The organism is Mesorhizobium sp. B2-1-8 (genome assembly GCF_006442545.2).
Classification (GTDB): Bacteria; Pseudomonadota; Alphaproteobacteria; order Rhizobiales; family Rhizobiaceae; genus Mesorhizobium.
In genome coordinates, this window is the sequence record NZ_CP083952.1 from 3,311,867 (window position 1) to 3,337,922 (window position 26,056).

General features: G+C 61.3%; 19 protein-coding genes and 3 pseudogenes. 13 read left to right on the plus strand and 9 right to left on the minus strand.

Translation table 11 applies throughout. The annotated features are described in order from the left end of the window. Positions 1 to 36: 36 nt before the first annotated feature. From tnpB to FJ970_RS33640, 3 genes and pseudogenes are all read right to left on the minus strand, one after another. Positions 37 to 387 (minus strand): IS66 family insertion sequence element accessory protein TnpB, encoded by a 351-nt coding sequence (gene tnpB, locus FJ970_RS16240; protein ID WP_210243092.1) that lies wholly within the window; start codon positions 385 to 387, stop codon positions 37 to 39. Then, the gene (locus FJ970_RS16245; protein WP_227792219.1) at positions 387 to 551 is read right to left on the minus strand and encodes a hypothetical protein; all 165 of its coding nucleotides are present in this window, start codon (positions 549 to 551) and stop codon (positions 387 to 389) included. The genes tnpB and FJ970_RS16245 overlap by 1 nt, the downstream gene beginning before the upstream one ends. A gap of 75 nt (positions 552 to 626) precedes the next feature. Continuing rightward, positions 627 to 755: pseudogene (locus tag FJ970_RS33640) on the minus strand (hypothetical protein); the annotation flags it as partial. 782 nt (positions 756 to 1,537) lie between these two features. Here FJ970_RS33640 and FJ970_RS16260 point away from each other — a divergent pair. From FJ970_RS16260 to FJ970_RS16270, 3 genes are all read left to right on the plus strand, one after another. After that, positions 1,538 to 3,277, plus strand: coding sequence for a relaxase/mobilization nuclease domain-containing protein (locus FJ970_RS16260; protein WP_140765664.1), 1,740 nt, complete (start codon positions 1,538 to 1,540; stop codon positions 3,275 to 3,277). Between the two features lie 138 nt (positions 3,278 to 3,415). Continuing rightward, the gene (locus FJ970_RS16265; protein ID WP_140765666.1) at positions 3,416 to 5,401 is read left to right on the plus strand and encodes a conjugal transfer protein TraG; all 1,986 of its coding nucleotides are present in this window, start codon (positions 3,416 to 3,418) and stop codon (positions 5,399 to 5,401) included. Positions 5,402 to 5,406: 5 nt separating this feature from the next. After that, entirely contained in the window at positions 5,407 to 5,844 is a 438-nt protein-coding gene (locus tag FJ970_RS16270; protein ID WP_140765668.1) for a ribbon-helix-helix protein, CopG family, read from the plus strand. 89 nt (positions 5,845 to 5,933) lie between these two features. Here FJ970_RS16270 and ehuB read toward each other — a convergent pair whose 3' ends face one another. Both ehuB and FJ970_RS16280 read right to left on the minus strand, forming a co-directional pair. Continuing rightward, positions 5,934 to 6,806 (minus strand): ectoine/hydroxyectoine ABC transporter substrate-binding protein EhuB, encoded by an 873-nt coding sequence (gene ehuB, locus FJ970_RS16275; RefSeq protein ID WP_140765670.1) that lies wholly within the window; start codon positions 6,804 to 6,806, stop codon positions 5,934 to 5,936. A 255-nt stretch (positions 6,807 to 7,061) separates the two neighbouring features. Continuing rightward, positions 7,062 to 7,529, minus strand: a complete 468-nt coding sequence (locus FJ970_RS16280) for an Lrp/AsnC family transcriptional regulator (RefSeq protein ID WP_140765672.1) — start codon at positions 7,527 to 7,529, stop codon at positions 7,062 to 7,064. A gap of 126 nt (positions 7,530 to 7,655) precedes the next feature. On the opposite strand from FJ970_RS16280, the gene FJ970_RS16285 reads away from it, so the two are divergent. From FJ970_RS16285 to FJ970_RS16295, 3 genes are all read left to right on the plus strand, one after another. Then, positions 7,656 to 10,037: a transketolase gene (locus FJ970_RS16285; RefSeq protein ID WP_140765674.1), complete on the plus strand. Its 2,382-nt coding sequence runs from the start codon at positions 7,656 to 7,658 to the stop codon at positions 10,035 to 10,037. A 126-nt stretch (positions 10,038 to 10,163) separates the two neighbouring features. Then, positions 10,164 to 11,102: a kinase gene (locus FJ970_RS16290; RefSeq protein WP_415752005.1), complete on the plus strand. Its 939-nt coding sequence runs from the start codon at positions 10,164 to 10,166 to the stop codon at positions 11,100 to 11,102. After that, positions 11,096 to 12,169: a PLP-dependent cysteine synthase family protein gene (locus tag FJ970_RS16295; protein WP_140765678.1), complete on the plus strand. Its 1,074-nt coding sequence runs from the start codon at positions 11,096 to 11,098 to the stop codon at positions 12,167 to 12,169. The genes FJ970_RS16290 and FJ970_RS16295 overlap by 7 nt, the downstream gene beginning before the upstream one ends. Here FJ970_RS16295 and FJ970_RS16300 read toward each other — a convergent pair. Continuing rightward, on the minus strand, positions 12,164 to 13,426 hold the full coding sequence (locus FJ970_RS16300) for a threonine synthase (RefSeq protein ID WP_140765686.1): 1,263 nt from the start codon (positions 13,424 to 13,426) through the stop codon (positions 12,164 to 12,166). The two genes, FJ970_RS16295 and FJ970_RS16300, sit on opposite strands and share 6 nt — an antisense overlap. Before the next feature lie 202 nt (positions 13,427 to 13,628). Here FJ970_RS16300 and FJ970_RS16305 point away from each other — a divergent pair, with 202 nt between their 5' ends. The 7 genes from FJ970_RS16305 to FJ970_RS16335 all read left to right on the plus strand — a co-directional run bounded on the left by FJ970_RS16305 (position 13,629) and on the right by FJ970_RS16335 (position 21,233). Further along, positions 13,629 to 13,895: a helix-turn-helix domain-containing protein gene (locus tag FJ970_RS16305; protein WP_140765680.1), complete on the plus strand. Its 267-nt coding sequence runs from the start codon at positions 13,629 to 13,631 to the stop codon at positions 13,893 to 13,895. A 165-nt stretch (positions 13,896 to 14,060) separates the two neighbouring features. After that, the gene (locus tag FJ970_RS16310) at positions 14,061 to 14,789 is read left to right on the plus strand and encodes a LuxR family transcriptional regulator (RefSeq protein ID WP_140765682.1); all 729 of its coding nucleotides are present in this window, start codon (positions 14,061 to 14,063) and stop codon (positions 14,787 to 14,789) included. Between the two features lie 66 nt (positions 14,790 to 14,855). Continuing rightward, on the plus strand, positions 14,856 to 15,479 hold the full coding sequence (locus FJ970_RS16315; RefSeq protein WP_140765684.1) for an acyl-homoserine-lactone synthase: 624 nt from the start codon (positions 14,856 to 14,858) through the stop codon (positions 15,477 to 15,479). 772 nt (positions 15,480 to 16,251) lie between these two features. Further along, on the plus strand, positions 16,252 to 17,568 hold the full coding sequence (locus FJ970_RS16320) for an IS701 family transposase (RefSeq protein WP_140765960.1): 1,317 nt from the start codon (positions 16,252 to 16,254) through the stop codon (positions 17,566 to 17,568). A 274-nt stretch (positions 17,569 to 17,842) separates the two neighbouring features. After that, on the plus strand, positions 17,843 to 19,249 hold the full coding sequence (locus FJ970_RS16325; RefSeq protein ID WP_181178860.1) for a recombinase family protein: 1,407 nt from the start codon (positions 17,843 to 17,845) through the stop codon (positions 19,247 to 19,249). 21 nt (positions 19,250 to 19,270) lie between these two features. Then, entirely contained in the window at positions 19,271 to 20,497 is a 1,227-nt protein-coding gene (locus FJ970_RS16330) for a type II toxin-antitoxin system HipA family toxin (RefSeq protein ID WP_227791804.1), read from the plus strand. Positions 20,498 to 20,972: 475 nt separating this feature from the next. Beyond that, positions 20,973 to 21,233, plus strand: a complete 261-nt coding sequence (locus tag FJ970_RS16335) for a hypothetical protein (protein ID WP_140813100.1) — start codon at positions 20,973 to 20,975, stop codon at positions 21,231 to 21,233. Positions 21,234 to 24,472: 3,239 nt separating this feature from the next. Here FJ970_RS16335 and FJ970_RS16340 read toward each other — a convergent pair. The 3 genes and pseudogenes from FJ970_RS16340 to traD all read right to left on the minus strand — a co-directional run. Continuing rightward, positions 24,473 to 25,195 (minus strand): hypothetical protein, encoded by a 723-nt coding sequence (locus FJ970_RS16340; protein WP_227791805.1) that lies wholly within the window; start codon positions 25,193 to 25,195, stop codon positions 24,473 to 24,475. A gap of 152 nt (positions 25,196 to 25,347) precedes the next feature. Next, positions 25,348 to 25,617 (minus strand): annotated as a pseudogene (locus tag FJ970_RS16345) (transposase); the annotation flags it as partial. A gap of 92 nt (positions 25,618 to 25,709) precedes the next feature. After that, a pseudogene (gene traD, locus FJ970_RS16350) lies at positions 25,710 to 25,794 on the minus strand (conjugal transfer protein TraD); the annotation flags it as partial. Between the last annotated feature and the right edge of the window lie 262 nt (positions 25,795 to 26,056).

Below are 26,056 nucleotides of genomic sequence, written 5' to 3' on the forward strand. Positions count from 1 at the left end.
ATTCCGGGCCTTTTTGGGACTATCGGCGAGCCGATTTCAGCCGGCCAGGGCTGGCCTCCAGACACGCTCGGGAGCGCGCCAGTCGATGCCTTCGATCAGCATTGCAAGCTGCGCCGGCGTCAGCGTGATCGAACCATCATAGCTCGCCATCACCGGCCACGCGAAGCTGCCCTGATCAAGCCGCTTGGTGAACAGGCACAGGCCGTTTCCGTCCCAGAACAGGATCTTCAGCATCGACGCCTTCTTACCCCGGAAGGCAAAAAGATGGCCCGAGAACGGGTCCTGCTTCAGCGCTTGCTGCACCAGCATGGCGAGCCCGTCGAGACCCTTCCTCATATCGGTGTAGCCCAGCGCCAGATGCACTTTCACGCCCGCGGGAACGATCATTATGTTCCTGTTCCTTCGCTTTCAAGATGCTCGCGAACTGCATCCGGATCGCTTCCGGTAGCGGCGAAGACGCGGCGGCCGTCAGGCAGATCAATCGCCGTCATTCCATCAGGCGGCTGTACCAGGCTCTGCAGAAGGCGCACCGCCGCGGTGTCATCGCCCATCGCCACAGCCGCCAGCTTCGCGCGCTTCTTCTGCGCTACGCCGAACTGCGCGCGCCAACGGAACAACAGCCCCGTGACGATTCCGTGCTTTCGCGCGACCTGCGAGACGCTGACACCTGGCCGATCGCTCTCCAGCGCAATGGCGTGCTTTTTCCTCATCGCTGAAGAAGCGTCGGGCAGGTTGCCGGGGCGTGCCCGGATCATCGTTCGACGCGGCCGTCAAGCTCGATTCCGGCGGCGTTCCGTTAGCACTAGTGCTAACGGCCGGGCGGGCGGAGGGATGAAGATGCGCCCGCCAGTCGATTTCGACCTCACCCTCATCCAGTCGGTCACGCCATATGCGCAAGCTCGTCGGCGAAAGATGCAGCGCCGCGGCATATTCGCGAACACCCATGCCGCTCCAGTTCATCGCCTCGACATGCATCGCCCAGTACGCCTGGACAGCACGGTTGCGCACATCCGTGGTCACCGAAAAGCGCAGCCGAGCGCGCTTTTTCTGCCGCTTCGCTCGCTCTTCCAGGCGCTTCTGACGGCGCAATTCCGCCTGATATTCCGCATGCTTACGAGCCGCCTCGTTGCCCGCGAAGTACTTCAGCCAACGATCGAGCGTGTCCTTCGTCAGGCGATGCACGCGGCAATACTCGGTCCGCGTCATACCGCTGCGCTGCCACGCCTCGACGTGAACCACCCACCAGGATTGCCGCGCCTTGTTCTCGAAATGTCTCAAATTCACCGGAGATCCTCCATGCTACGAAGGAGCCCGACATATGGCGCGAATGCACTACTCAATCTGGGTGCAGGGACCGGACGCTTACCAACAACCGAGGGATGGCAAGATAAAAGGGCGCACATTGTGCTGCGGTCGGTTGATTGGATTTGCTGTTTTTTTTGCCATTTTCAGCACATTGCAGCGTTGCAGCGCAATGTGCGGGCAGCACGCAACCCTTTGTATTCACTATGCCTTTGGCAATGTGTTGGCGGGCGCCGTGTCCGATGAACGCGAATTCCGCATCCGTCCGGGGCGCAGTCGCTCGACGCGAGCCCAGTCCTCGCGGCCCTTCATCGCCCAGGCGCTTGCAGCGGCGCAAAAGGCCGGCGGCAGCGTGTCGCGTTCCGGCCGGGTCGGGTCAGGCAAGCACTCGCAGTTCGGACGTGGCAGAGCGGCCAGCGTTCAGGCCAACCGCTTGCTTACCGGCCGCTTTCGCGCGGTCACGATCAAGACTCGTGTGGTCCGCCATTCGAAGCGTGGCGCGCCGTTGGCGACCCACCTCAATTATCTGAGCCGCGAGGGCGTCACCCGGGACGACGCGAAAGCTCGTATGTTCGGACCGCAGGTGGACGATGCGCCGAGCACGGATTTCGCCAGGCGCTGCAAGGAAGACCGGCATCATTTCCGCTTCATCGTCTCGCCAGAGGACGCCGTCGAGATGGCCGACCTGAAATCCTTTACCCGCGATCTTATGGGTCGCATGCAGAAGGATCTCGGCACGTCACTCGACTGGATCGCGGTCGATCATTGGAACACCGACAACCCGCATGTCCACGTCATCCTGCGCGGCCGGGCCGACGACGGCCAAGACCTGGTGATCTCGCGCGACTACATCAGCCGTGGCATGCGCGATCGCGCAAGCGACCTCGTCACGCAGGAGCTCGGCCCCCGGTCCGATCTTGAAATCCGCCGGCATGTCGAGCGTCAGATCGAGGCCGAGCGATGGACCGGGCTCGATCGCCAGTTGCTGCGGGACGCGCGCGACAACGCTGTCATCGATCTCGCGCCGCATGCCGATCGCCAGCCTGATGAATTCATCGCGCCCAAGCTCGGGCGGCTACGCAGGCTGGAAACGCTCGGCCTCGCCGAGCAGCTCGGTCCCGGCCAATGGATCCTCAGCGACAAGGCCGAGGCCACGCTGCGCCAGATGGGTGAGCGCGGCGACGTCATCACACGCATGCATCGCGCACTTTCAGCCCGCGACATCGAACGCGCGACCACCAGCTATGTGCTGGCCGCCGAGAACGTCGTTGAGAAGATTATCGGTCGGCTGGTCGAGCGCGGACTGGATGACGAACTCAAGGGTACGGCCTATGCGGTCATCGATGGTGTCGATGGCCGTTGTCATCACGTCCGCCTCGCCGATATCGAGGCGGCGGGCGACGGCGCACCAGGCTCGGTCGTCGAACTGCGCAAATTCGAGGACGCTCAGGGACGCCGGCGGCTGGCGCTTGCCGTGCGCTCCGATCTCGACATCGACAGACAGGTCGTTGCGGAGGGGGCGACCTGGCTCGACCGGCAGGCGCTCGCCCGTCCTGCCGCGGCTCTTTCCAATGGCGGCTTCGGCGCCGAGGTGCGCCAGGCGCTCGACCGGCGCGCGGAGCACCTGGTCGGACTGGGGCTGGCCGAGCGGCGGCCGGGCGGAACTGTCTTTGCGGGCAACTTGGTCGACACGCTGCGCCGAAGGGAACTCGACGCGCTGGGCAGCCGGCTCGCGGTCCAAACCGGCCAGCCATTCAACCGCGCCGCTAAAGGCGAATTCGTGTCCGGCACCTACCGACAACGCTTCGCGCTCGCATCCGGCCGTTTCGCGATGATCGATGACGGGCTCGGCTTCCAGCTGGTGCCCTGGACGCCGTCGTTGGAGCGACATCTCGGCAATCACGTCTCCGGGGTCATGCGCGGCGACGGCGGCGCCGATTGGAGTTTCGGCCGTAAGCGCGGACTTGGTTTGTGACGGCGCCTTTTACGAGGAACCGATCTGTCTGCCGATCGCCTGTCTTCCTTGTCGATAGCGCGACGCGGCGCGATGGGCGTGATCCGGCTGTTGAATTTCTCCTCAACCTCGCCGACCTCGGGAGCGAGGAGAAGCCAGATGTCGGGAACAAAAGTCCTCTGGGGGCAAATCGTCCTCGTCTTCCTGATCGTGCTCGTCACGATATGGGCCTCGACGCAATGGTCGGCCTGGCAGCTGGGCTATCAGGAGCGGCTGGGGGCGCCGTGGTTCGTCATCGGCGGGATGCCAGTCTATTACCCGCCCGCCATCTTCTGGTGGTGGTATTTCTACGACGCCTATGCGCCGGGCATCTTCGTGCGCGGCGGTCTGATTGCCGCCTCGGGCGGCTTCATCGCGATCGCCGTGGCGATCGGCATGTCGCTGTGGCGTGCCCGCGAGGCGACGAAGGTCGCGACCTATGGCTCCGCGCGCTGGGCCGAAAGGAGCGAGGTGCAGGCGGCGGGATTGCTCGCGCCCGACGGCGTGGTGCTGGGGTGCTATGGATCTCACTATCTGCGCCACGATGGGCCCGAGCATGTGCTTTGCTTTGCGCCGACGCGCTCGGGGAAGGGTGTCGGCCTTGTCGTGCCATCGCTGCTGACCTGGCCTGGTTCGGCGATCGTCCATGACATCAAGGGCGAGAACTGGAGCCTCACTGCCGGTTTCCGCGCCCGCCACGGACGGGTGCTGCTGTTTGATCCGACAAACGCCAGATCGGACGCATACAACCCTTTGCTCGAGGTTCGTCGCGGTGAATGGGAGGTCCGCGACGTCCAAAACATCGCCGACATCCTTGTCGACCCAGAAGGCTCGCTTGAAAGGCGCAATCATTGGGAAAAGACGAGCCACGCGCTCTTGGTCGGCGCGATCCTGCATGTGCTCTATGCCGGGCCCGATAAGACACTGGCCGGCGTCGCGGCGTTCCTGTCCGATCCGAAGCGGTCGATCGAATCGACCTTGTCAGCCATGATGACGACGCCGCATCTGGGGGAGGGCGGCCCGCACCCGGTGATCGCGAGCGCCGCCCGGGAACTTCTGAACAAATCCGACAACGAACGTTCCGGCGTGCTTTCGACCGCGATGTCCTTCCTTGGGCTCTATCGCGATCCGGTGGTGGCGGAGGTGACCCGCGCTTGCGGCTGGCGCATCGCCGACCTGGTCGCCGAGGCTCGTCCAGCGACGCTCTATCTCGTCGTGCCGCCGTCCGACATCAGTCGCACCAAACCGCTGATCCGTCTCATCCTCAACCAGATCGGCCGCCGTCTGACCGAGGATCTGCACGCCAGGACGAATCGCCATCGATTGCTTCTGATGCTTGACGAATTCCCCGCGCTCGGAAGGCTCGACTTCTTCGAGTCGGCGCTCGCTTTCATGGCCGGCTACGGGTTGAAAAGCTTCCTGATCGCGCAGTCCCTCAACCAGATCGAGAAGGCCTACGGGCCGAACAATTCGATACTGGACAACTGCCATGTGCGCGTCAGCTTCGCGACCAACGACGAGCGCACTGCCAAGCGCGTGTCGGATGCCCTGGGCACGGCAACCGAGCTGAAGGCGATGAAGAACTATGCCGGTCACCGGCTCTCGCCATGGCTCGGTCATCTCATGGTTTCGCGCTCGGAGACGGCGCGACCGTTGCTGACGCCCGGCGAGATCATGCAATTGCCGGCTGGCGACGAGATCGTCATGCTGGCCGGCACGCCGCCGATCCGGGCGAAGAAGGCGCGCTATTTCGAAGACCGGCGATTGCGGGAGCGCATTCTGCCGCCACCGCCTGTCACGGATCGAGCCGCGCCGGAGCCTGACGATTGGACGGCGCTTCCATTGCCGCTTCGGCCACCGGATACGGGAGCCGCAACTGTCATGGCGAAAACCCAGCAGGAATCGACCGAGTCCGAGCTGCGACGTCAGCCCGAACTCGATCCCCTTCTCGGGGCTGTGGCGGAGCCACCGCTCGTCAACGAATTCGAGATCGACGCGCCTGACGAGGCCGATGATCTGGCTGCGAGCAGCAGCCGGATGGCTCGCTTTGTTCGGGGCGTGGCGCGTCAGATCGCGCTCGATCCGAACGACGGCATGGAGCTGTGACGACTGTGGCGGCAAGCAAGAAAAAGGTGCAGATTTCGGTCTATCTTGATCCTGCGGTGATGGCGGCGCTCCTCGAATATGCTGCCCGGCGCGATCGCTCGCAGTCGCTCATCGCTGAAGCGGCGATCGCCTCTTTCCTCTCTCCGGATGCCGACGCGCAACGCGAGGCGGCGATCTCCAAGCGTCTCGACCGGATCGACCGCCGGATCGCGCGGCTGGAGCGCGATGTCGGCATCTCCATTGAAACCTTGGCGGTATTCGTCCGCTTCTGGCTGGCGACCACGCCCGCTCTGCCTGAACCGATGGCCCAGGCAGCGCGCGCCAAGGCAAGCGAGCGTTATGAAGCTTTCGTTTCCGCGCTTGGCAGGCGCCTGGCCAAGGGGCCGAGCTTGCGGCAAGAAATCCCCGAAGACGTCGCGCCGTCCAGCGATCCGGAACGATAGTGATGTGAGGCCCTGTCGGCCGACGCGCGAACTCGCGCGGCGCGCAACCCGGTCCTGTTGATGTCAGACGGCTTTTGTTGCTGACCCGGTCAGTTGGCGGCTCCGCACAACTGCGACGTCGTCAATCCTGGCGGCACGTTTTCCGTGGGGCCAAATCCGTATTTCGCCATGATGGTGGCGATCGTGCCGTTGGACATGACCTTGGCCAGCCCCTGATTGTAAAGGTCGCGCAGGTCGCCATCGTCTTTCCTGAACGCGATCGCGATGTAGCTGATCGACTTCTCGTCGGTCGTGAATGGGCTGGCGCGTTCCAGATCGGGGCTCTTTTTGCCGGCAAGCAGCCCGATCACCGTCGGCGAAGAAAATACCGCGGCGTCGATGCGGCCGGCACGCAGTGCCGCGATGTTGGTCTCGATGTCGGGAAACTGCAGGATGCGATCCCCAGGGACGCCCTCGGCGATGGCGTTCTGGATGACGTTGCTGCCGCGGCCGCCGCCCATGATCGTGTCGGATTTCTTGGCAAGATCCGCATAGCTATGGATCGCCTTGGGGTTGCCGGCGAGTACGATCGCCGCGTCGTCCGACCTCAGGTCGGGAGCGCCGAAGGCGACCTGCTGGCATCGCGGAGGCGTTATCGACAAGCCGGACGCCACGGCATCGAAACGCCCAGCCATCAAGCCAGGGATCAATGCGCCGAACTCGGTGACCTCGAAGTCGATCTGCTTGACGCCGAGATCGGCGAACGCCGCTCTAAGCAGGTCCGGATGCCAGCCGAGCAACTCGCCGGTTCCTTCCTTCTTGTAGCCCCATGGCGAACGGTTATGGATGCCGATGACGATCCTTCCTTCCTTCAAGACGCGTTCTTTCGTCGTTTCCGCCGCGGCCGGTAGAACAGATCCAACAATCGCGGCATAGGCGATGCAGGCTAGGCCAATGGCGGCCGATCGGGCTCGAAATTTCATCGTGCAGTCCTCCCGTGAGATTGAGTTGCGCGCAGGCGTTCCGCCTCAGCCGCTCAACGCTACGTTGACGAGCGCCAAGTCGTCAATATAGATGTACAAAATATGTACATAATATTGCGAGCGCAGTAATGAGAGGCGCTCTCGCTCGTAGTGCGAGGGCATTACATTTGTGCGTGAATGGCGGTCGAGTTGACGCGGCCCCCAATCTCGCTTCCAGCCGCCGGGCGCGATGACCGACGCAGAATACCCGGCCGATCAGATAGGCAAGACTTCCGAGCGCTTGACCTGGCCGAGCGCGAAGCTGCTTTCGATGGAAGCGATGTTGTCCAGCCGCGTCAGCTTGTCCTTGATGAACCGCTCATAAGCCTCGAGGTCGCGCACCACGATGCGCATCAGGTAGTCGCGCTGGCCGGTCATCAGATAACAGTCGACAACCTCCGGCCAACGCAGCACGGCTTGCGAGAAGCGGTCGAGATCGTCCTCGCGTTGCCGTTCAAGCTTGATCGAGGCGAAGGCGCTGATCGGCAGGCCAAGCTTCTTCTGGTCGACGACCACGGTATAGCCTTTGATGACCCCGGCGCTCTCCAGGAGCCTGACGCGCCGCGCGCAAGGCGAGGGCGAAAGACCGACGGCTTCGGCGAGATCGTTCGTCGTCGCCTTGGCGTTTTTCTGTAGCGCGGCGATGATCTTCAGGTCGATTGCGTCAAGCGCCGGATTTGGCATGTTTCCCCCGTTTAGGCGTGACTATTGGCTGCGTGAGCCAATATCATCGATCTGTTTGGGCAAGAATAGTCACATTCGGAAGATCGAGGCAGCTATCGTTGAGCCGCGATTTCACAGGAGCCGACGATGACGATCCTTTCCGAGCTTGAGCGCAAGGTTCTGTGGCTGGCTGTGTGGATGATCCATCACGCCAATCATGTCCGAGGGGCGGAGGACGGCCTCAAGGTCGGGGGCCACCAGGCGTCGTCGGCGTCCGCCTCGACCTTGATGACGGCGCTCTATTTCCAGATTCTGAGGCCGCAGGACCGCGTTGCCGTCAAGCCGCATGCCAGCCCAGTCTTCCATGCCATCCAGTATCTGTTCGGCAAGCAGACGCTTGAGCAGCTGCGGAATTTTCGTGGCTATCGCGGCGCGCAGTCCTATCCGTCCCGAACCAAGGATATCGACGATGTCGATTTCTCGACCGGTTCGGTTGGACTGGGCGTGGCGCAGACCCTGTTCTCCTCGCTGGTCCAGGATTATGTCGCGGCAAAAGGCTGGAATGCGGACCAGCCGGAGGGTCGGATGGTCGCTCTTCTCGGCGACGCCGAAATGGATGAAGGCAATATATTCGAGGCGCTTCTCGAAGGCTGGAAGCACGGCCTGCGCAACACCTGGTGGGTTGTCGACTACAACAGGCAGAGTCTCGACGCGGTGGTGCGCGAAGGCCTGTGGCAGCGTTTCGAATCCATCTTTCGCAACTTCGGCTGGGATGTGGTGATCCTGAAACATGGGACATTGCAACAGGCCGCCTTCGAGGAAGAGGGCGGCGAAAAGCTGCGGTCGTGGATCGATGCATGCCCCAATCAGCTCTATTCCGCGCTGACCTTCCAGGGCGGCGCTGCATGGCGCAGGCGCCTTCTGGACGACCTCGGTGACCAGGGACCGGTCACGCGCCTGATCGAGAAGCGCAGCGACGAAGAGCTTGCCGCCCTGATGGCAAATCTCGGCGGCCACGATCTGGGGAGCATCGTCGATGCCTTCGAGGAAGCGCGCGGGCATGATCGTCCGACCTGCTTCATCGCTTATACGATCAAGGGCTTCGGCCTGCCGCTGGCCGGCCACAAAGACAATCACGCCGGACTGATGACACCGGCGCAAATGGAAACGCTGCGACAGGGCATGAATGTCCGCGAGGGGCGTGAATGGGACCTGTTCGAGGGCCTCGCATACGATGAGACCGCGATCCGGTCCTATCTCACATCGGTTCCCTTCGCGCAGGCGGTCCCGCGTCGCCACCAAGCCCCTGCTGTTCCGGTGCCAGCGCGGATCGGCTTCAGCGCCCAGGCCTCGATGTCGACACAACAGGGTTTCGGGCTTTTGATGCACGAGATCGCCAAATCGGACAGCGACTTTGCAAGCCGTGTCGTTACCACGTCCCCCGACGTTACGGTGTCGACCAATCTCGGGGCATGGGTGAACAGGCGCGGTCTGTTCGCGCGCGCCGGGCAGGCGGACGTGTTCCGCGAGGAGCGCATACCCTCTACCTTCAACTGGACGTTTTCGCCGTCGGGACAGCATTTCGAATTGGGCATCTCGGAGATGAACCTTTTCACGATGCTTTCGGCGCTGGGCTTGTCACACTCGCTTCACGGGGAGCGCCTGCTTCCGGTCGGAACGCTCTACGATCCCTTCATCGAGCGCGGCCTCGATGCGCTCAACTATGCCTGCTACCAGGACGCCCGCTTTGTTCTGGCGGCGACGCCCTCAGGCGTGACGCTGGCGCCCGAAGGCGGAGCGCATCAGTCGATCGCCACGCCGTTGATCGGCATGGCGCAGGACGGCCTGGCGACGTTCGAGCCGGCCTATGCCGACGAGCTGGCAGTCATCCTGCGTTGGGCATTCGACTACATCCAGCGTTCGGGGGAGGGCGAGCCCGACGCCCACACCTGGCTCCGTGAACAGACCGGAGGTTCGGTCTATTTGAGGCTTTCCACACGATCGATCGAACAGCCAGTCCGGCGGATGGAGGATCAGCTGGCGCGCGACATCGTCGATGGCGCCTACTGGTTGCGCAAACCTGGGCCGAACGCTGACGTGGTGATCGCCTATTCGGGGGCTGTCGCGCCGGAGGCGGTACAGGCGCTGGGGTTGATGGCCGGCGACCGGCGCGATGTCGGCCTTCTGGCCGTGACCTCGGCCGATCGGCTGAACGCCGGATGGTCAGCCGCGGCCCGGGCGCGCCAGTATGGCCATCCGCGCGCCTCCAGTCATGTCGAGCGCCTGTTGGCCGGTCTCCCGGCCTCATGCGTCATCGTGACGGTGTTGGACGGGCACCCCGCGACTCTGGCCTGGCTGGGATCGGTGCATGGTCATCGCACGCGTGCGCTGGGCGTCGAGCATTTTGGCCAGACCGGTACGATCGCGGATCTCTACCGGCATTACGGTATCGATGCGCAAGGTATCATGGCCGCGGCGCAGTCGGTTTCGGCCGGCAGGCCGCTGCGGCACCTTGGCTCCGCCGCCTGACGATCGATCACGCATCCCCGGCCGGCTCGTTCGATAGAAGGCCGTCAATACCGGAATTCCTTGAGGGCAGATGTCAGCCGTCGGCGCCATCCTCCTCCGCTGCGAGAAAGCGTGGGGGAGATGAGGATGGTTGGGGCCGGCGATCTTATGAGCCGAGAAACGCTGCGGTCGTCGGTGGGGACGGCAGCGGCGATTGCGCATCACGGCGAACTCATCCAGGGCGTCTTCAAGGATGATGGCGGGCGCCTTCATCGCGGGCTCGTCACACTGCCGATTGCCGGCTTGAAATCGGAGGCGAGCTTTTCCAGGAGCGACGGCGATGCAATCGTTGTCCAACCCGATCATAAGGTCAAGGCGTCGGCAGCCGCGCGGCTCACGCTCGATTTCTTGAACGCCACCGGCGGTGGCGAGCTGACACTTCGAAGCTCGATTCCTGTGGGGCACGGCTACGGCTCATCGACGGCGGACGTTGTTGCTTCCATTCGCGCTGTCGCCGCAGCCCTCAAGGTCCAGTTGCGGCCCTCGAGCATCGGGCGTCTGGCCGTTGCCGCCGAGCGCGCCAGCGACGCGATCGCCTTCGACGATCACGCGGTCCTGTTCGCGCAACGCGAAGGCACGGTGATCGAGAATTTCGGAGGCTCGCTGCCGCCGCTGCTTCTGGTCGGGTTCAAGGCAAATGGCGGCGCTCCCGTCGACACATTGCAGCTGCCGCCGGCGCGCTACGACAGTGCCGAAATCCAGGAATTCGGCGTGCTTCGGGCGCTGGTGGCGCGGGCGGTTCGTCTTCAGGATCCATATCTTCTCGGACGCGCCGCCTCGGCCAGTGCCTTGATCAGTCAACGGCACTTGCCGAAGCAGGGTTTCGACGAGATCGCCGAAATCGCCAGGCGGGCCGGGGCGTGCGGGGTGCAAGTCGCCCATAGCGGTTCGTTGTTCGGTCTGATTTTCGATCTTTTCGCATCGAATCTGAAGCGGCGGGCAGCCCTGGTCGCGCAGCAGATAAGACGCGCCGGCTTCAAGGATGTCGAGGTCCATCTGGTCAACGCGGAGGGCTGGACATGGTGAGCCTCGATGTGGACTATTTCAGGGACCTTGAGACCCCGCGCCTTGCTCGACTGGCACCAAATCTCGTGGCCGCGGCTTTTCCTCTGATGAAGCTTATGCCGGCCCGCTACATTCTGGATCGGGCAGCGTCGAATGGTGAACTGAAGGCAGGCTCCCATATTGTCGAGACGACGTCCGGCACGTTCGGCATGGCGGTGGCGCTGCTCGCGGCGGCGCGTGACTATCGCCTGACGCTCGTCACCGCTTCAACACTGATCGATACCAAATACAAAGCTCGCCTGGAGCGTATCGGCGCCACGGTCATCGCGCTTGACGATCCGCGCGGCGACGGCAACCAGCCTGGCCGGCTCAAGCTCCTGCAGGAAATCCTGGCCAAGGAGCCGGACGGCTTCTGGACCCGCCAATACGACAGTCCCGGTAACTGGCTCGCCTATGCGCGGCTGGCTGAACTTTTCATCCGGGCAGTGGGCAGGGTTGACTGCCTGGTCGGCTGCGTCGGTACGGGCGGCTCGCTATGCGGCACAGCATCCTTTCTGCGAACGGTGTTTCCCCATCTGACGGTATTCGCCGTCGATACCCATCGCAGCATTCTGTTCGGGCAGCCCGTCGGCAAACGCATGCTGCGGGGCTTAGGCAACAGCGTCCTGCCGAAAAACGTAAGACATGAACTTGTCGACGAGATCCATTGGGTCGGCGCCTATCCCGCGTATATGGCCGCGCACCGCTTGCTGCGCGAGCAGGGAATCTTCATGGGGCCGACCAGCGGCGCCGCCGCGTTGGTGGCGCAATGGGCTGCAACCACGCTTCCGGACGCGCAGGTCGCGGTCATCATGCCTGACGAAGGCCATCGCCATGTCGAGACCGTCTACAATGACGATTGGCTCCGGTCCCTGCCTGGCTGGCCCTGCAAGGAACTGCCTGAGCCGAGGACGCTGACGACAATCGCACCGGCCGCGGAGACGCAATGGACACGCTTCCTTTGGTTGCGTCGCAGTCTCGACGATGTGCTGAAAGCGCAGGCACCGGATGAGGTGCCGCCGGCTATCGGCGCTGTGGAAAATCTATGAAACGAGATCCAGCCCGCTTCTGTCGAGCCAGCGCCAGGCGTCGTCCGTCGTCTGGAAGATCTGATCGTGTTCGTTCGATCCAGCGGACCGATCGAGGTCCTTGAGACCGCTGGCTGTCACGACGGCCACGACGCGGTCTGTGGCTGCGATGATACCTTGGTCCTTGAGCGTCGAAATGGCGATTAGCGGCGTGACCGACGCCAGTTCGGCAAAGATACCTTCGTCCCGCGCAAGCCGTTCCTGCATCGCGATCAGCCCGTGATTGTTGACGGGGACGGCGTGCCCGCCGGAGTCGCGCAGAGCCTTAAGCGCCTGAAAGGTGCTGCGCGGGGTGCCGATCGAAACGGCAAGGCTGTCGAAGGGCATTTTGCGTTCACTCAAGGCATCGGCGCCGCTGGCGAGGGCGTCCGCCAAGGACCCGTGCACCTCTGCGGCGACGAGACGGGGCAGCCGCGTGATCGACCCTTGCGCGTACAGCTCGCAAAAGCCGGCCCACACGCCCGACAATGCATCGCCATAGCAGACCGGCAGGACGCACCAGTCCGGTGCCGTGCCATCCGATTGCTCGACGATCTCGTAGGCAATCGTCTTGTAGCCCTCGATGCCGAGTGGATGGCTGCCGACGACTGGACCGTGATAGGGCGAGGCGATGAACCAGTCGTAGCGGGCAGACGCCTGTTCCAGCATGGACCATCGGTCCATTTTGCTGACCAGGGGCAGGACCGTCGCGCCATATTTTCGGATCTGCGCCAGCATCGCGCCGGCGGAGTCCGCGAAAGTGGTGACGACGCATTTGAGCCCGGCTCTAGCCGCGTAAGCCGCCAGCGAAGCGCCGGCGTTTCCCGATGAGGCGGTCGCGACGATCTTCGCGCCGCGTGCGCGCGCCACGCTGACCGCGATGGTCGAGAAGCGGTCCTTGTGCGACCAGGTCGGGTTTCGGCCTTCATCCTTGATTGCAAGATCCGGCACGCCGAGAAACGAGCCGATACGCGGCGCCGCAAGCAAGGGTGTCAAGCCCTCGCCGAGGCTCACGGCATCCGCGGCTGTGCAAGGCAGCATGTGCGCAAAGCGCCATAGCGAGCGCGCGGCAGTGGCGCCGTCCAAAAGGGGAGGGTGCGGGGCGACGTAAACCGGCCGAAGGTTTGCCGGCGCGGTGTCTCGGCACCGCGCGCACCCTTTGGAGTCGATGGTGACGTTGGCGGGATAGGCAGCGCCGCATCGGATGCAGGCGAACTCCAGGACCCGGCTTTTGTCCATATCGGGACGGCTGGTCTCGCCTGAGGAGTGCGCGGACATGTCGTGCGCGAGGTCGCGAAACGGCCGGCTCGCCATGGCTATTCCTTGTCCAGGAAACGATGAATTCGCTGGTTGTTTCAAACAGCCAACAGCGCCGCTGTCAATGCGGAATGTGCACTATAGTGTGTCGCACCATAGTGCGCGTCGTAGCATCCGTTGTTTGATGAAACTTCGTGGGGTTTTTGGCCTGAACGTGCAGCGGCTTCGGAGAGAGAGAAAACTCTCTCAGGAGCAGTTGTCTTTCGTTTCGGGCCGCACGCGAGCCTATATCAGCAGCGTCGAAGCCGGGAGGCGCAACGCCACCCTGGATACAGTCGAAATTTTGGCCAAGGCATTGAATGTCGACCCGCAAGAGTTGGTTTCGGCAAGCCCGGCCAATAAGCGAGCTATTCGGGTGACGAAACCTGCCGCTTCAAAGACGGCCGGCTGAAGCCAGCCGGCATCAATGTAGTAATGATCGAATTTTCACTTATCTCACCTTCGTGACAGGTGATTGACTCCTTTAGTGTACATTCGATGCGTGTCCTATTGAAGATTGTATCTGAACACGCATAGGTTGTTCTGCGGGTAGGGCCTGAGTGTAGTCGAGGCTGCCATGGAGAACGAAATTGTTGTTGACCTCTTTGCGGCGATCTCGAAGATCGACACTGCGCTCTCGGCTGATGCAATCCTTCAAGAGTTCCGCTCAGCCCTGGCACGCTACGGATTGCGCAGTTTTCTGATCACCGGCCTGCCCGTGCCGCACGATACAGACTGGCAGCGGGAAATCCTGGGCGATGGCTGGCCTCTCGACTGGTATCGTCGCTACGTGTCCGAGGATCACTTTTTGCACGATCCTTGCGTTGCGCAGTGCCGGCACTCGCCAGAGCCCTTCCTGTGGCGCGAGCTTCCCGCCGCAAAGCTGTCGACACGCGCGAAGCTGGTGATGGACGAGGCAGCTGAATTCGGGATGAGAGAAGGTATCTGTGTCCCCATACACGTGCCTCTTTCGGGTCCCAGTGTCGTCACCGCGGCGAGCGACGGGATGGAAGTTGCGCCACGCGAAATGCCCGTTATCGAGACGCTTTGCGTGCACACTTTTCGGAGCCTCTCGGCGCTGGGAACGCCGGGCGATGGCGATGAGCCCATGCCTTTGACGGCGCGTGAGCGCGAACTTCTGGAGTGGAGCGCACAAGGCAAGTCCACCGACGACATCGCTTGTATCCTGGGCGTCACCAGGAACACGGTCGAAAGCCATCAGCGCAACATTCGAGGAAAGCTCGACGCGATAAACGTGTCCCATGCCATCGTCAAGGCGCTGCGACGGCAGGAAATCCAGATTTAGCAATACCTGAATACCGTCATACGTACCGCAAGTCCGTTTTCCTACGACCCTGCGCCTGGAGGCGTCATGGTTCGTATGCATTTGGTCACCTGGGATAACAGGAAGCACTACAGGAAAGTTCTGGAACGCTACTTTCGCATAAGGTACGACATTTACGTCAAGCAGAGGCGGTGGCGCGCCGTCGCCCGGCCCATCAACATCGAGATCGACGCCTTCGACAACGAGCATGCGCTTTATGTCCTGGCGCTTGACACCAACGGCAAGATCGTCGGCGGCTCCCGTCTCGTGCCGACGCTGGAGCCGCATCTGATGAGCGAGGTCTTCCCGGTTCTCGCCGGCGGCACGCCGCCGAGAGCGGCTGATATTTTCGAATGGACGCGTTTCTTCGTCGATCCATCGCTTCGCACGCACGGCGCCTCGTCGCCGATCGCCGGCTTCGTTCTCTGTGGTCTGCTCGAGACGGCTCAAAGGCTGGGGATTCGACAGATCAGCGTGGTATGCGAAACATTCTGGCCAAAACGCCTGCGCGCGCTTGGATGGACGCTCGCCGAACTCGGCGACGTTCTCGAGCATCCGGACGGCGACATTATAGCGCTGCTGATTGACGTCACGCCTGAGGCTATTGAGCAGACGCGGCGCGCTTATGGCATAACCGGTGTTATACTTGCGGAGATACCCACCGCCAGCTGAAGTTCCCCAGCAGTAGGCCGCCAATCGATCGCGAATTGTAGAACTATCCGACAACCACTTTGGGGCCGTTTCCAGCCCGTCCGGTTATGGACGAGCTTGGCGATAACCTGACACTCTCCAACGGCTTTCAACGAATCTTGGAACAGCTACGGTTGGCTTCGCCGGCAGAAGCGAGTCCATTGTTTGCGCGCTATTAACGCTGGCGCAATCATCCCGTTCTAGAGAGCTTGCCGCAAGGCGTTACGGCTATCCCCTTATCTTCGCCTCCGGTATGAGCCTGGGATGGTTTTCCCACCAGTACAACGAAGCGACCTCCGGTCTGGAGGCCCTCAGACGTACCGTCCTTAGCGCCTGCCTCCACTCCACGATATGTGTAGCGAGTGCAGCCGAACTGAACGGGGGCGATGACCCTCGATACGACTTGGGTCCGGGCGGAAAGCTCTATTAGGTCACCAGCCCCTTATTCGCGCCATACGGGGCATCACGGCTACCGGGCATTCTTGACTGCTGCTGGGGCCTTCCCTGGCGCCGCTGCTAGCGATAGCCTCTAGCGCAGCAAGTAAAGCCGGACACCAATCCCACAAGTTGAAGCACCTGATGCCCTTACACCGCTTTAAAGCCGGAGGAATGATTGACCCCTGATGCCTGCCCATTCTGCACCAGCACAGAAGTTAGCACTACTTTGGCGGATTTTTAGTTCTGGGAGCGTTTTGAGGATTCCCAAGAGCGGTTTTGCGTGATTCATGAGAGGTCGGCTGTTGGAGGGCCGGCCATGAACAGGGATTGGCAAGTCGATCTGGAGCAGTGGCTTGAGCCGTTCGTCTCGGCGTTGAGGCACAAGACGCGTGCGCGGATGTGTCCGGCCTATATTGCTGGGCTGATTGGCCTTGGGGATCGCAAGAGCATCCAACCGATGGCGGCGCGCGACGCAGGCGTCAATTATGACCAGCTGCACCACTTCATCGCGAGCGGCGTGTGGGATGCTGCGCCGCTGGAGAAGGTGCTACTTGCGGAGGCCGACAGACAAGTTGGCGGGAACGATGCGTGGCTGATCGTGGACGACACCGCGCTCCCCAAGAAGGGGCGCCACTCGGTCGGCGTCGCGCCGCAATATGCCTCGGCGCTTGGCAAGAACGCCAACTGCCAGACGCTGGTGTCGCTGACGCTGGCCTCTGGCGAAGTGCCGGTCATGGTGGGGCTGCGGCTGTTTCTGCCCGAGAGCTGGACTTCCGATCCCGCCCGGCTCGACCGTGCCGGTGTGCCCGCGGACCATCGTGCCTACAGGACCAAGCCCGAAATCGCGCTGGCCGAGATCGACCGGGCTCGCGCAGCCGGCCTACGCTTTGGCTGCGTGCTCGCCGATGCCGGATATGGCTTGAGCGCCCCCTTCCGGCAGGCGCTCACCGAGCGCGGCCTTACCTGGGCCGTCGGTATCCCGTTCAAGCAGAAGGTCTATCCCGCCGACGTGGCAATGATCTTTCCCCTTGCCGGACGCGGCCGTCCGCGCCAGCGGCATATCCCCGATGTGAAGTCGATGACCGCGCAGGCGATGCTGGAGACAGCCCCATGGCGTGCGGTCAGTTGGCGGCGTGGCACCAAAGGCCGCCTCTCGGCGCGCTTCGCCGCTGTCCGTGTCCGGGTTGCAGATGGCCCACCCCAGCGCATCCGCGACATGGGCGCTCAGCATCTGCCCGGCGAGGAGGTCTGGGTGATCGGCGAGCACCGCTCGACCGGCGAGCGCAAATACTACCTCTCCAACTTGCCCGCCGACACCCCGCTCAAGCAGATCGCAGGCGCCATCAAGGCGCGCTGGGTCTGCGAACAGGCGCATCAGCAGCTCAAGGAGGAACTTGGCCTCGACCACTTCGAGGGGCGCTCATGGACGGGCCTGCACCGGCACGCGCTGATGACTATGATCGCCTACGCTTTCCTGCAATCTCGCCGTCTTAAACAAGCGGGAGGGGGAAAAAAGAATCCTTGGCCCGCCGCCCCAACCGAGCCTACCCGCCGTCAGGCAAGCCATCCTCACCGCGCTCGCGCAGCCGCCCCCAATCCGTTGTCCCCACTGCCGCAGAACCCTCTCTGCTAAAGATCTGCCAAAGTAGTGTTAGGCCCCATATCAGGCGAGACATGCGTGTAGTCATTGTCTGCGATGAATGCGGAGCGTCAGGGCCGATATGCATTGATCAGGACGCCGCCGCTGAAAGCTGGAATAGCCGTCCTTGGAAAGGCAACCAGCGGCCTGCATCATCGAGCTATCGGTAGACACCAAAAACATATTTAAGTTTTATTGGATTGAATGATCAGGCAATATAATATCCCTCCTCAAACGGCGAATGTGTGTCGCATGGGGAGGCACTATAGTGACTAATGTGACGACTGAGCTTCGCGTTCCAGCGGCGCAGTACATTCGCATGTCAACAGAGCACCAGCGCTATTCTCTTGAAAACCAGATCCCTGCCATTGCGGAGTATGCCGAGACACGGGGCTTCGCTATTGTCCAGACCTATTCCGATGCCGGTAAGAGCGGCTTGAGCTTGAAAGGGAGAGAGGGACTCAAGCAGTTGTTGGGCGACGTGGTGACTGGCAGGCGCAGTTATTCGGCAGTTTTGGTTCTGGACGTTAGCCGGTGGGGCCGCTTTCAGGATGCTGATCAATCCGCACATTATGAGTTCCTGTGTCGAGATGCAGGGGTTGCGGTGGAATACTGCGGCGAGCCGTTCGAGAACGACGGCAGTATGGTTTCGTCAATCGTGAAGAATCTAAAGCGGGTGATGGCGGGCGAGTTCAGCCGTGAGCTCTCGGCCAAAGTCTCAAGGGCGCAGAAGCAGCAGGCCAGCCTTGGATTTAAGCAAGGCGGCCAAATGCCTTATGGAACAAGACGAATGCTCGTTAGCAAAGATCGGGAACCTCGATTTCTCCTCGGACCGGGCGAACAAAAGGGGCTAGACACCGATCGTGTTGTCTTTGTGCCGGGCCCAGGCGAGGAGATCGGGATCGTCCGACGCATTTTCCGGATGTTCGTTGACCAAAGACGAAGCATGAGCAGCATTGCGAAAAAGCTAAACGAGGAAGGTGTGCCTTCAACAGACGGTTGGCGGTGGACATTGGGGCGGGTCAGAACCGTTCTGAAAAGCGAGTTGATGATCGGATATTATGTCTTCAACCGAACCACAGGGCGATTGAGAGGGCCGTCTCGACCAAATCCTCCGAACCTATGGGTCAGAACACGGGTCATGGAGCCGATTGTGGACTCAAGACAGTTCGCAAAGGCCCAACGGGAGATGGGGTACAAGCGCGGGTACGGCTATGCGAAGTCTGACATGGTCAAAGGCCTTCGTCGGCTTTTGCGAGAAAAAAAGAAGCTCTCTTCGGACATCATTGACGTCTGCACCTACACGCCTTGCGCACGATCTTATGGAGAGCGTTTTGGAGGCCTACGGGCTGCCTACGCCATCGTGGGCTACGAGTGCCGCTGGCGACCTGGGCCGCGTCGCAGATTTTCGGATGAGGAGCTCCTTGATGGCATCCGGCGGCTACACACTGCGTTCGGCCATGTTACCATTGCGCTCATCAATGCCGACCCAGACCTACCACGGGCTTTCGTCTTCATGCGGAGATTTGGCACGATGACTAGAGCCTATGGGCTGGCAGGCTTTCCAACTACTAAGGCAGAGGCATGTTCTGCCGCGCGAAAGAGGGCTAGCCCGCGCCTTCGAGAGGGATTGCGATACGAACCGTCCAGGCCGCGCAGCGAACGAACCAGATAGCCCGCGAGGGTAGCAACGCCTGTGAACATTGATTCACCTCGGACGATACAGTCGCTAGATGTTCTTCTTGGCAAGCGGAAGATCGGCACGATTGTGCGCAGCCCCGTCTATGCCTTCAACTTTACGCAGCAATATCGGGAAGCGGGCGGTTTTCCAATTCTCAGCCTCTCGTTTAGGTCAGCAAATGGCGAACTCGGGAAAGACCCGAAGCCGCTTGCGGGCATCCTACCCGCGTTCTTCGCCAATCTCCTGCCCGAGGGTAAGCTGCGCGAAGCAATGGAGAAGCATCACCAGGGCAGCGTAAGGCGACGCAATGACTTCGATCTCTTGGCGGTGCTTGGTGCCGATGTTTCCGGGGCAGTGCAAGCCTTGCCCAGTGATGGTCCTGTCGTGAACGAAAAGCCCAAAGCTCATTTCTCTCTGGCCGGAATGCAAATGAAGCTGTCCGTTGCCAAAAAGGGGGGAGAAGGAGGCGCCTTTACCCTGCCGAAGGACGGCGAACTGGGTCAGTACATCGCAAAATTTCCACCCGAGACGTTTCCGGGGGTTTCGGAGAATGAGTTTGCCAATCTGGCCCTTGCCGCAGCTATCGGCATGGATGTGCCTGACCGCGAGTTGGTCGAGAGGTCCGACCTGCAGAACGTTCCCGAGGAACTCAACCCCCAATCCGGGGGACCGCTTCTTCTGGTCAGACGCTTTGATCGAGGCGCGAACGGCCAAAGGATCCACATTGAGGATTTCGCTCAAGTCTTCGGCGTCCCTCCCTCGCGCAAATATGACGACGCTGCCTTTCACCAAATCGCGGCTGTCTTGAACGAGGCTGTGTCCCCTAGTGCGGCTCTCGAATTCGTCCGTCGCTTAACTTTGGCAGCTTTGACCGGCAATGGTGACATGCATCTGAAGAATTGGTCGCTGATCTATCCTGGAGGTGGCGATAGACCGGCTCTTGCCCCGATCTACGATGTGCTATCGACCGTTCCCTACATCCCAACCGACGCCATGGCGCTCTCCCTCGGTCGGCAGCGGTCGTTCAAGGCGCTTACGGCGTCGCGGTGGAAAGCGTTCGCAAACCGCGCCAGGCTGCCCGAGGCCGCCGTGCTTGAAGCGGTTGTTGAGACAGTCGCACTGGTCAACCAGCATTGGTGGCGTTTGCCGGAGCGCGAGATAGTCCCTGCAACGATCCTGGAACGCATCGACGAGCACATTAAGGTCATGACTCCGATTTTGACCACCCGCGACGGAAAGTGACTCCGATCCTGGCTAACTGCCATAGTGGCCCCGATGAGACACCCCGCGCCTGGTCGTCACAGACGGACAAGGCATCCCGGCTGTCCTCAAGGGACAAGCCGGCGGAGCGGAGGAGACTAAGAGGCAGCTAGAGGCACCTATCATGGTCTACCCCCGGATGCCCGGCTACTCCATGTCCGGCACGTCGCCACCCACAAAGAGCGTCGTGGGCTCCCCGTATTCCCCAAGCGATGGGTTGGCCTCACGCGACCCGCAATGACGTCGCCCTCGTGTGTGGCAACAAACTTGTCGGCGATGGCATGGAGGGCGGCCTCCTGCCGGCTGTCGAGTCTGACAATATGGTCCATGTCGTTTGCCTCCGAGAACAGTGAACAAAAACGGAACAAAATTGTCAAGGCCGAATTGACTCCGCAAGGAATGCGTTCCTATTTGGAGGGCGGTGGGGCGGTCGCTCGCTACTGAGAGGAGAGCCGCTATGGGCAGACGAACGAGCCGGTATGACAGACTGTTTAAGAGCAATGCCGAGGCGATCATTCGGGATGGGCTTCGCCTCCGCGAGACAGTGCTTGCAGCGCAACTTCATCTGAAAGCGAGCGGTTCACTGTTCTGGCAATTGAATGGCCTCACCGATAAACTGCATGAGGTGCTTACCGTGATAGCTGAGCAGGAACCCGACTTCAGGGCGGCAGGGCTGGGCCTATTGCCGCTGCCCGAGGATTACTCCACCCGGAAGTGACCTCCTATGGACAGCGTTGGGCGAGCCGCAAAGCAAACCTGCTGCTCATCGTGGAGTGCGGCCACTGTTATCATGTGGGCCGCTTCCGGGCTAACGATGTGGCAAAGGTGGTGGGATGGAACAAACCGGTGGAAACCATCAACGTCAAATGCAAGCGGTGCAGCCGAAAGGACGCTACCGTGCGGACTCAGTTCAATATCAGGACCATCCGGGCCACGCAGGTTGAATCAGCGTCCCCGAGGCCCTCTGCGACACCGTACGAGACGCGCAAACGCGCGTCGCTGAAGCCAGAGAGCAGCTGAAGAAGATTAAGGCTGGCGCGTGAGGCTTCAGACCCGGCGCGTCCGGAATGCAATGCTCGCTTGACGCCCATTCGTCGGGCGCTACATTGCCTCGCGGCGGTCCTATCGGACGCCAGCGGCCGGCGCTCATCAAAACCCCAAGGTCCCCCCGCCTACTGAGCGCCGGCCGATCTTTTTCGATCAGCTCCCGAGATAGGCGCGGCATATCGCGTCCCAGTCCGCGGCCGGCGGTCTGCTTGGCGAAAGGCTGCCTTTCTCGGTATCAAACCGACATTTGAATCCTTCTGAGCACCGCATTAGATTCGACTGGTTAAAATTGTAGCTATTGGGAGGTAGCTATGATCGAAAGCCGTACAGACGTCGCGCGTGCGATGATAGACGCCAGCTTCGTCTCGCAGCGTCGCTCTTTAAGTGACATCGCCTCAATTCGTCGCGATCTAGACCAATCCCGCCGTGCAATCGCAGCATCACGCGACCTTCTAAAGCGGTTACGCCAGCGCAAGGCGGACGAGGCGCCCAGGGAGGCTGAGAAGCACCGAGTGTCCGCGTTCCATGCAGACATTGTCCGGTCTGTATTTCGAAATTTGGTCTCGGAAACTGACGTGCCCGAGTGTGAATGGCGCAACCTGGCTAGGAGCCTCATCTTCGAGCTCACCGGGTGCGAGTGCGTTGACGCAGTCTTGCTGGATTGGGTCATTAGAAAGTAACGGACGGAACAATCGCCACGCCGCTTTATTCGGGGCGCATCATTTTTGTGGTATGATTCATCCTATGGGGAAGAAGGCCAAGCACAAAGCAAAGTAGGTGACTGAAATCCCGATGGAGAGGCGAGCTTGAAAACGGAAGCCGCCTACTATGCTCGCAAGTGCGGTATCACGACAGATGAAGCCGCCAAGATCTTTCGGAAGCCCACGCGCCAAAGCTCACCATCGTCCCAAAAGAACGCCAGCCATCGGGGTCCACAAAGGAAAAGCCCCGGTGCTTTGGTCAGCACCGGGGCTTTTGACACGTACGAGCTACTCGGCATGTCGGCATGTACGACGTAGCAGTAGGCCCGGCGGTTGAGGGGGGCTCATCGCCGAGCCTGACTGGCGGGGGGGGTAAGGGGGGACATCGCCAGCTTACACGAAGCTAGCATTGTCGTTGCTGGCGCGGCATCATTCAAACAGAGGAGGCGTCTCGGCCTGCTCAAGCACGCCTACCCTGCCGGACAGTTGCAGTGGGCCCGCTTCACTGGCGACGAAGCGGGCCGGTCAGGTCTTGGGGGACCTGACCGGCAGCAGGGGAGCTGCCGCTTTCGAACCTGCCAAGACATGCCAAGTTCCCATATAGCGCACAAAAAAGCCCGCAGGCCGGAGCCAGGCGGGCAGTTCACAGAGTGGAGGCCGCCCGGAGTAGGCGGCTGCTCCCGAACCTTTGTCTCTGACATATGTTCCAGCACCGGGCCGCTTAGGCCCGCGCTCCCACAGGAGGGCGCGAGCCGGCCAGCAGCGCGAAAAGCACCGGACCCGCTGTTCGCCGGCACTTGCGCCTAACGGGGCTGTTCCCGACCGAACACTAAAATGCCCACCGGCCGGAGCCAGCGGGCAGGCTATGCACGGAGTAAGCGGGGCCGGCTCCCGAACTTCGGTCTCTGACACCGTTCCGGCTACCTTGAAAGCTTCCGCAATCGCGGACTTGCAGAAATTTCGCGTTAGCGGATTGTGGTCGCTTGGTGAGCCGAGGGCTCTGGGGCGCTGGCACGCTCTCCGATGAGGACCATGCGTCCGTGGCCTCGAGAAAGTTCAGGACGCTACGCATCAAACTGACGATGGCACATCATCAAAATGGCGGACGACTTATCTCGTCGCCCGTGAAAAGCTTGTCACAACAGTTGGGAGGGGAATTGGCCGGTGAAGGATCGAGTGAATGGACCACTTCGGCATTGTTCGGACGCGCGAGATTGCTAAATGCATAGGCGTCGCAAGAGAGCCCAAGTCGCCTAAAGGGTGGCGTTCAGCGTTAGCAACGATGGAAACCGAGCGAAGCGCCAAGACGGCTATCCTCAGACAATTGCGGACATGCTCGGAATGGCTCGTTCGGGACGATCAAGCCTCGATGTGCGATGAGATCGACTGCTCGGCTCTTCTGTTGAGGCGAAGCAGCGTTGGAGAGCCGCAACCTGATTGGACCGACCTTGATAGGTGGTTGGGATGATGCTGAACCGCCGGGTCTGATTGGCGGCGGCGATTTTGGGAGCGGGATCGCCGTCAGCTAAACCAGAAATACTGCTGGGTTGCCGGATGGGGCGCCATTCCAACAGATCGGCCGTGCAGTTTCGTTTGCCACCTGCGGAAAACCGCGCGAGCGCAAGCCGACATTCTATTGCCTGGCGGACCTATGCCGCGCATGAGCACCGCTGCCTCGTGGTTGGCTGCGTAGGAGCTGGAGCGCTTGGTAATGGATCGCAGCCAGCATCACGGCACAGTTGCACTATGCTGTTGATTGCCCGGTGGCAACTTGCGCCGGCAACCCGCCAGATGAGGCGGTTTTTATTGGCCGCAATATGCTCGCTGCTCCGGACTGCAAATTCAAATTACTGGATTGGCCAAAAGAGCGGGAGCGGCTCCCCTGTTTAGTGTCAGGCCATTCGGTACGCCATTTACCGTCGACGCCTTGGACTAGAACTTCCGCCTCGTGGCCTTGTTCGGTAGCGCGTATCGCCGCTTTGACCGCAGCTAGAACTGCGGAGCCGTGGGACTCATAAGGATAATCCTGGCCGTCGTAACGGACGTTCCAACGGTCTGCGTTCTTCGCGACATGGTATTTGGCATTCGCCATAAGCGCCGTCCCCAAGGTTCGGCAGCAAGAAAGCATTAACCAACCTCCCCGGCAAGAAAAGCTTTCGCCGGCGAGGGCGCTCGCGAGACACACCCGTCGGGGCCGAGCCGCAAAGTTTCACACGAACTGAGGATTGGAGGCGAATCGCCATTCGCTATCCAACGACAGCCCACACCTTCCTCTGGGCAATCTGCATGCAGCCGCCGCCCTTTTCTGCCTTATAAGCGATAGGTCCTGAGCCGATTGAGATCGGCTTTTGTCGCAGGTGTCGTTGTGCGCACCGATGTGCCGGCGCTCTGCCGCGATTTTCCCAGACCCTCCGCGCGACGTGCGCAGACTACGACTTATCCTGGGCGCTCTGGGTTTTGACCAACCGATCAAGCACGGCGAATCCTGCAGGTCCCGATAGGGTGTAAGATCGAGGTCGGGAGGCACCTTCCTGAGCTTCTCTTGGTCTATCGGCTTCTCGTTGAGCTTCATCAACGACTGATATCTTTGCCAGCGGACGCCTGCGGCCATGACTGCATCGCGCTCGGCACATAGCGCGATTTGATGGGCATGTAGATAGTGCAGCCTAAGTTCATCCAGCAGCGCCTTTTCGATAATTTCATGGGTCAGCAAGAAAGGGGACAGCCTCACTCTTTGACCCTTCCACGGCATCGTGCGTGGCAGGTGACGGTCAATGTAGACCGTGCGTCGATCAATGCTGTAGCCTGCAATGTAAGGGATATCGAAGTCATGGCTGATCTTGACACGACGATGGAGAGCCATGACGACGTCCCCCAACACATTGTCATCCACCTCTTCCGATCTATGGCGAATCTCGGCTTCGCGTTTCATGTGCTCTCCAGTCCGCGAAGGCATCTCAGCTGCCCGTTCCGTCAAGAGTTTCAACTATGTCAGGCTGCTCACATACCCACGGTCTGATCAGGTTCCAGGTGAAGGAAGGCTGCGAGCAAAACGGCCTATCAACCGGCAGCCAGCAGGAGCGGTCATGTCGGCACCGCCAGAAGCTTCGGCAACCGCACCAGATTGTAGGCCGCGGCAGCGAAGGTTGAGGCCCACCCGACGCGGTCACGACCGCGCAACTTCGTCTTCTCCTGCCCGGCGACCGTCTTGATCCAGCCGAACGCCTCTTCGATCCGCTTGCGGATGCGCTGGCTGACGCCATTGCCGCCGTGCCGGGTCGTGCGGCGATCGATAGCGGAACGGCGCCCGTTCGTGTTTTGCGCCACGTGCGGCGTCACCTTCATCGAGCGCAGTAGCCAATCTGCCATCGCTAGTCCGCGAAGCTCTCTTGCTGCTGAAAAAATAGGGTCATTGATGACGCTTTGCGGCGTCTTTCGTTTTATTGAGACCAGCGCGCCGGCCAGTTCGTCGGTGCGGAGTTGTTCGGCGCCGGTGGCGATCACCAGTTCGCCAAGCTGCGGGGCCAGGCGAGGGCTTGGCTATCCAGAGAAGGTGATTCTGTTCGAGAAGCACTTGGCGTCATCCCAAGCCGCGCGTGTGGCGGCCCGACAGTCCGGGTTTGGGTGGGTTGGACCGCCGGGCGTGACCGGCGGGCTAAGCCCTAAGTAGGGCGCCGGGTAGCGTCGACATATCACTCGTGCCGCGCCCTGCGAACGAAGGATGTCGAAGCCGTAGAGTTGGCTATTTTTTCATGGGTCATCCATAATGAATAAGGGCCTTCTCACCCATCTG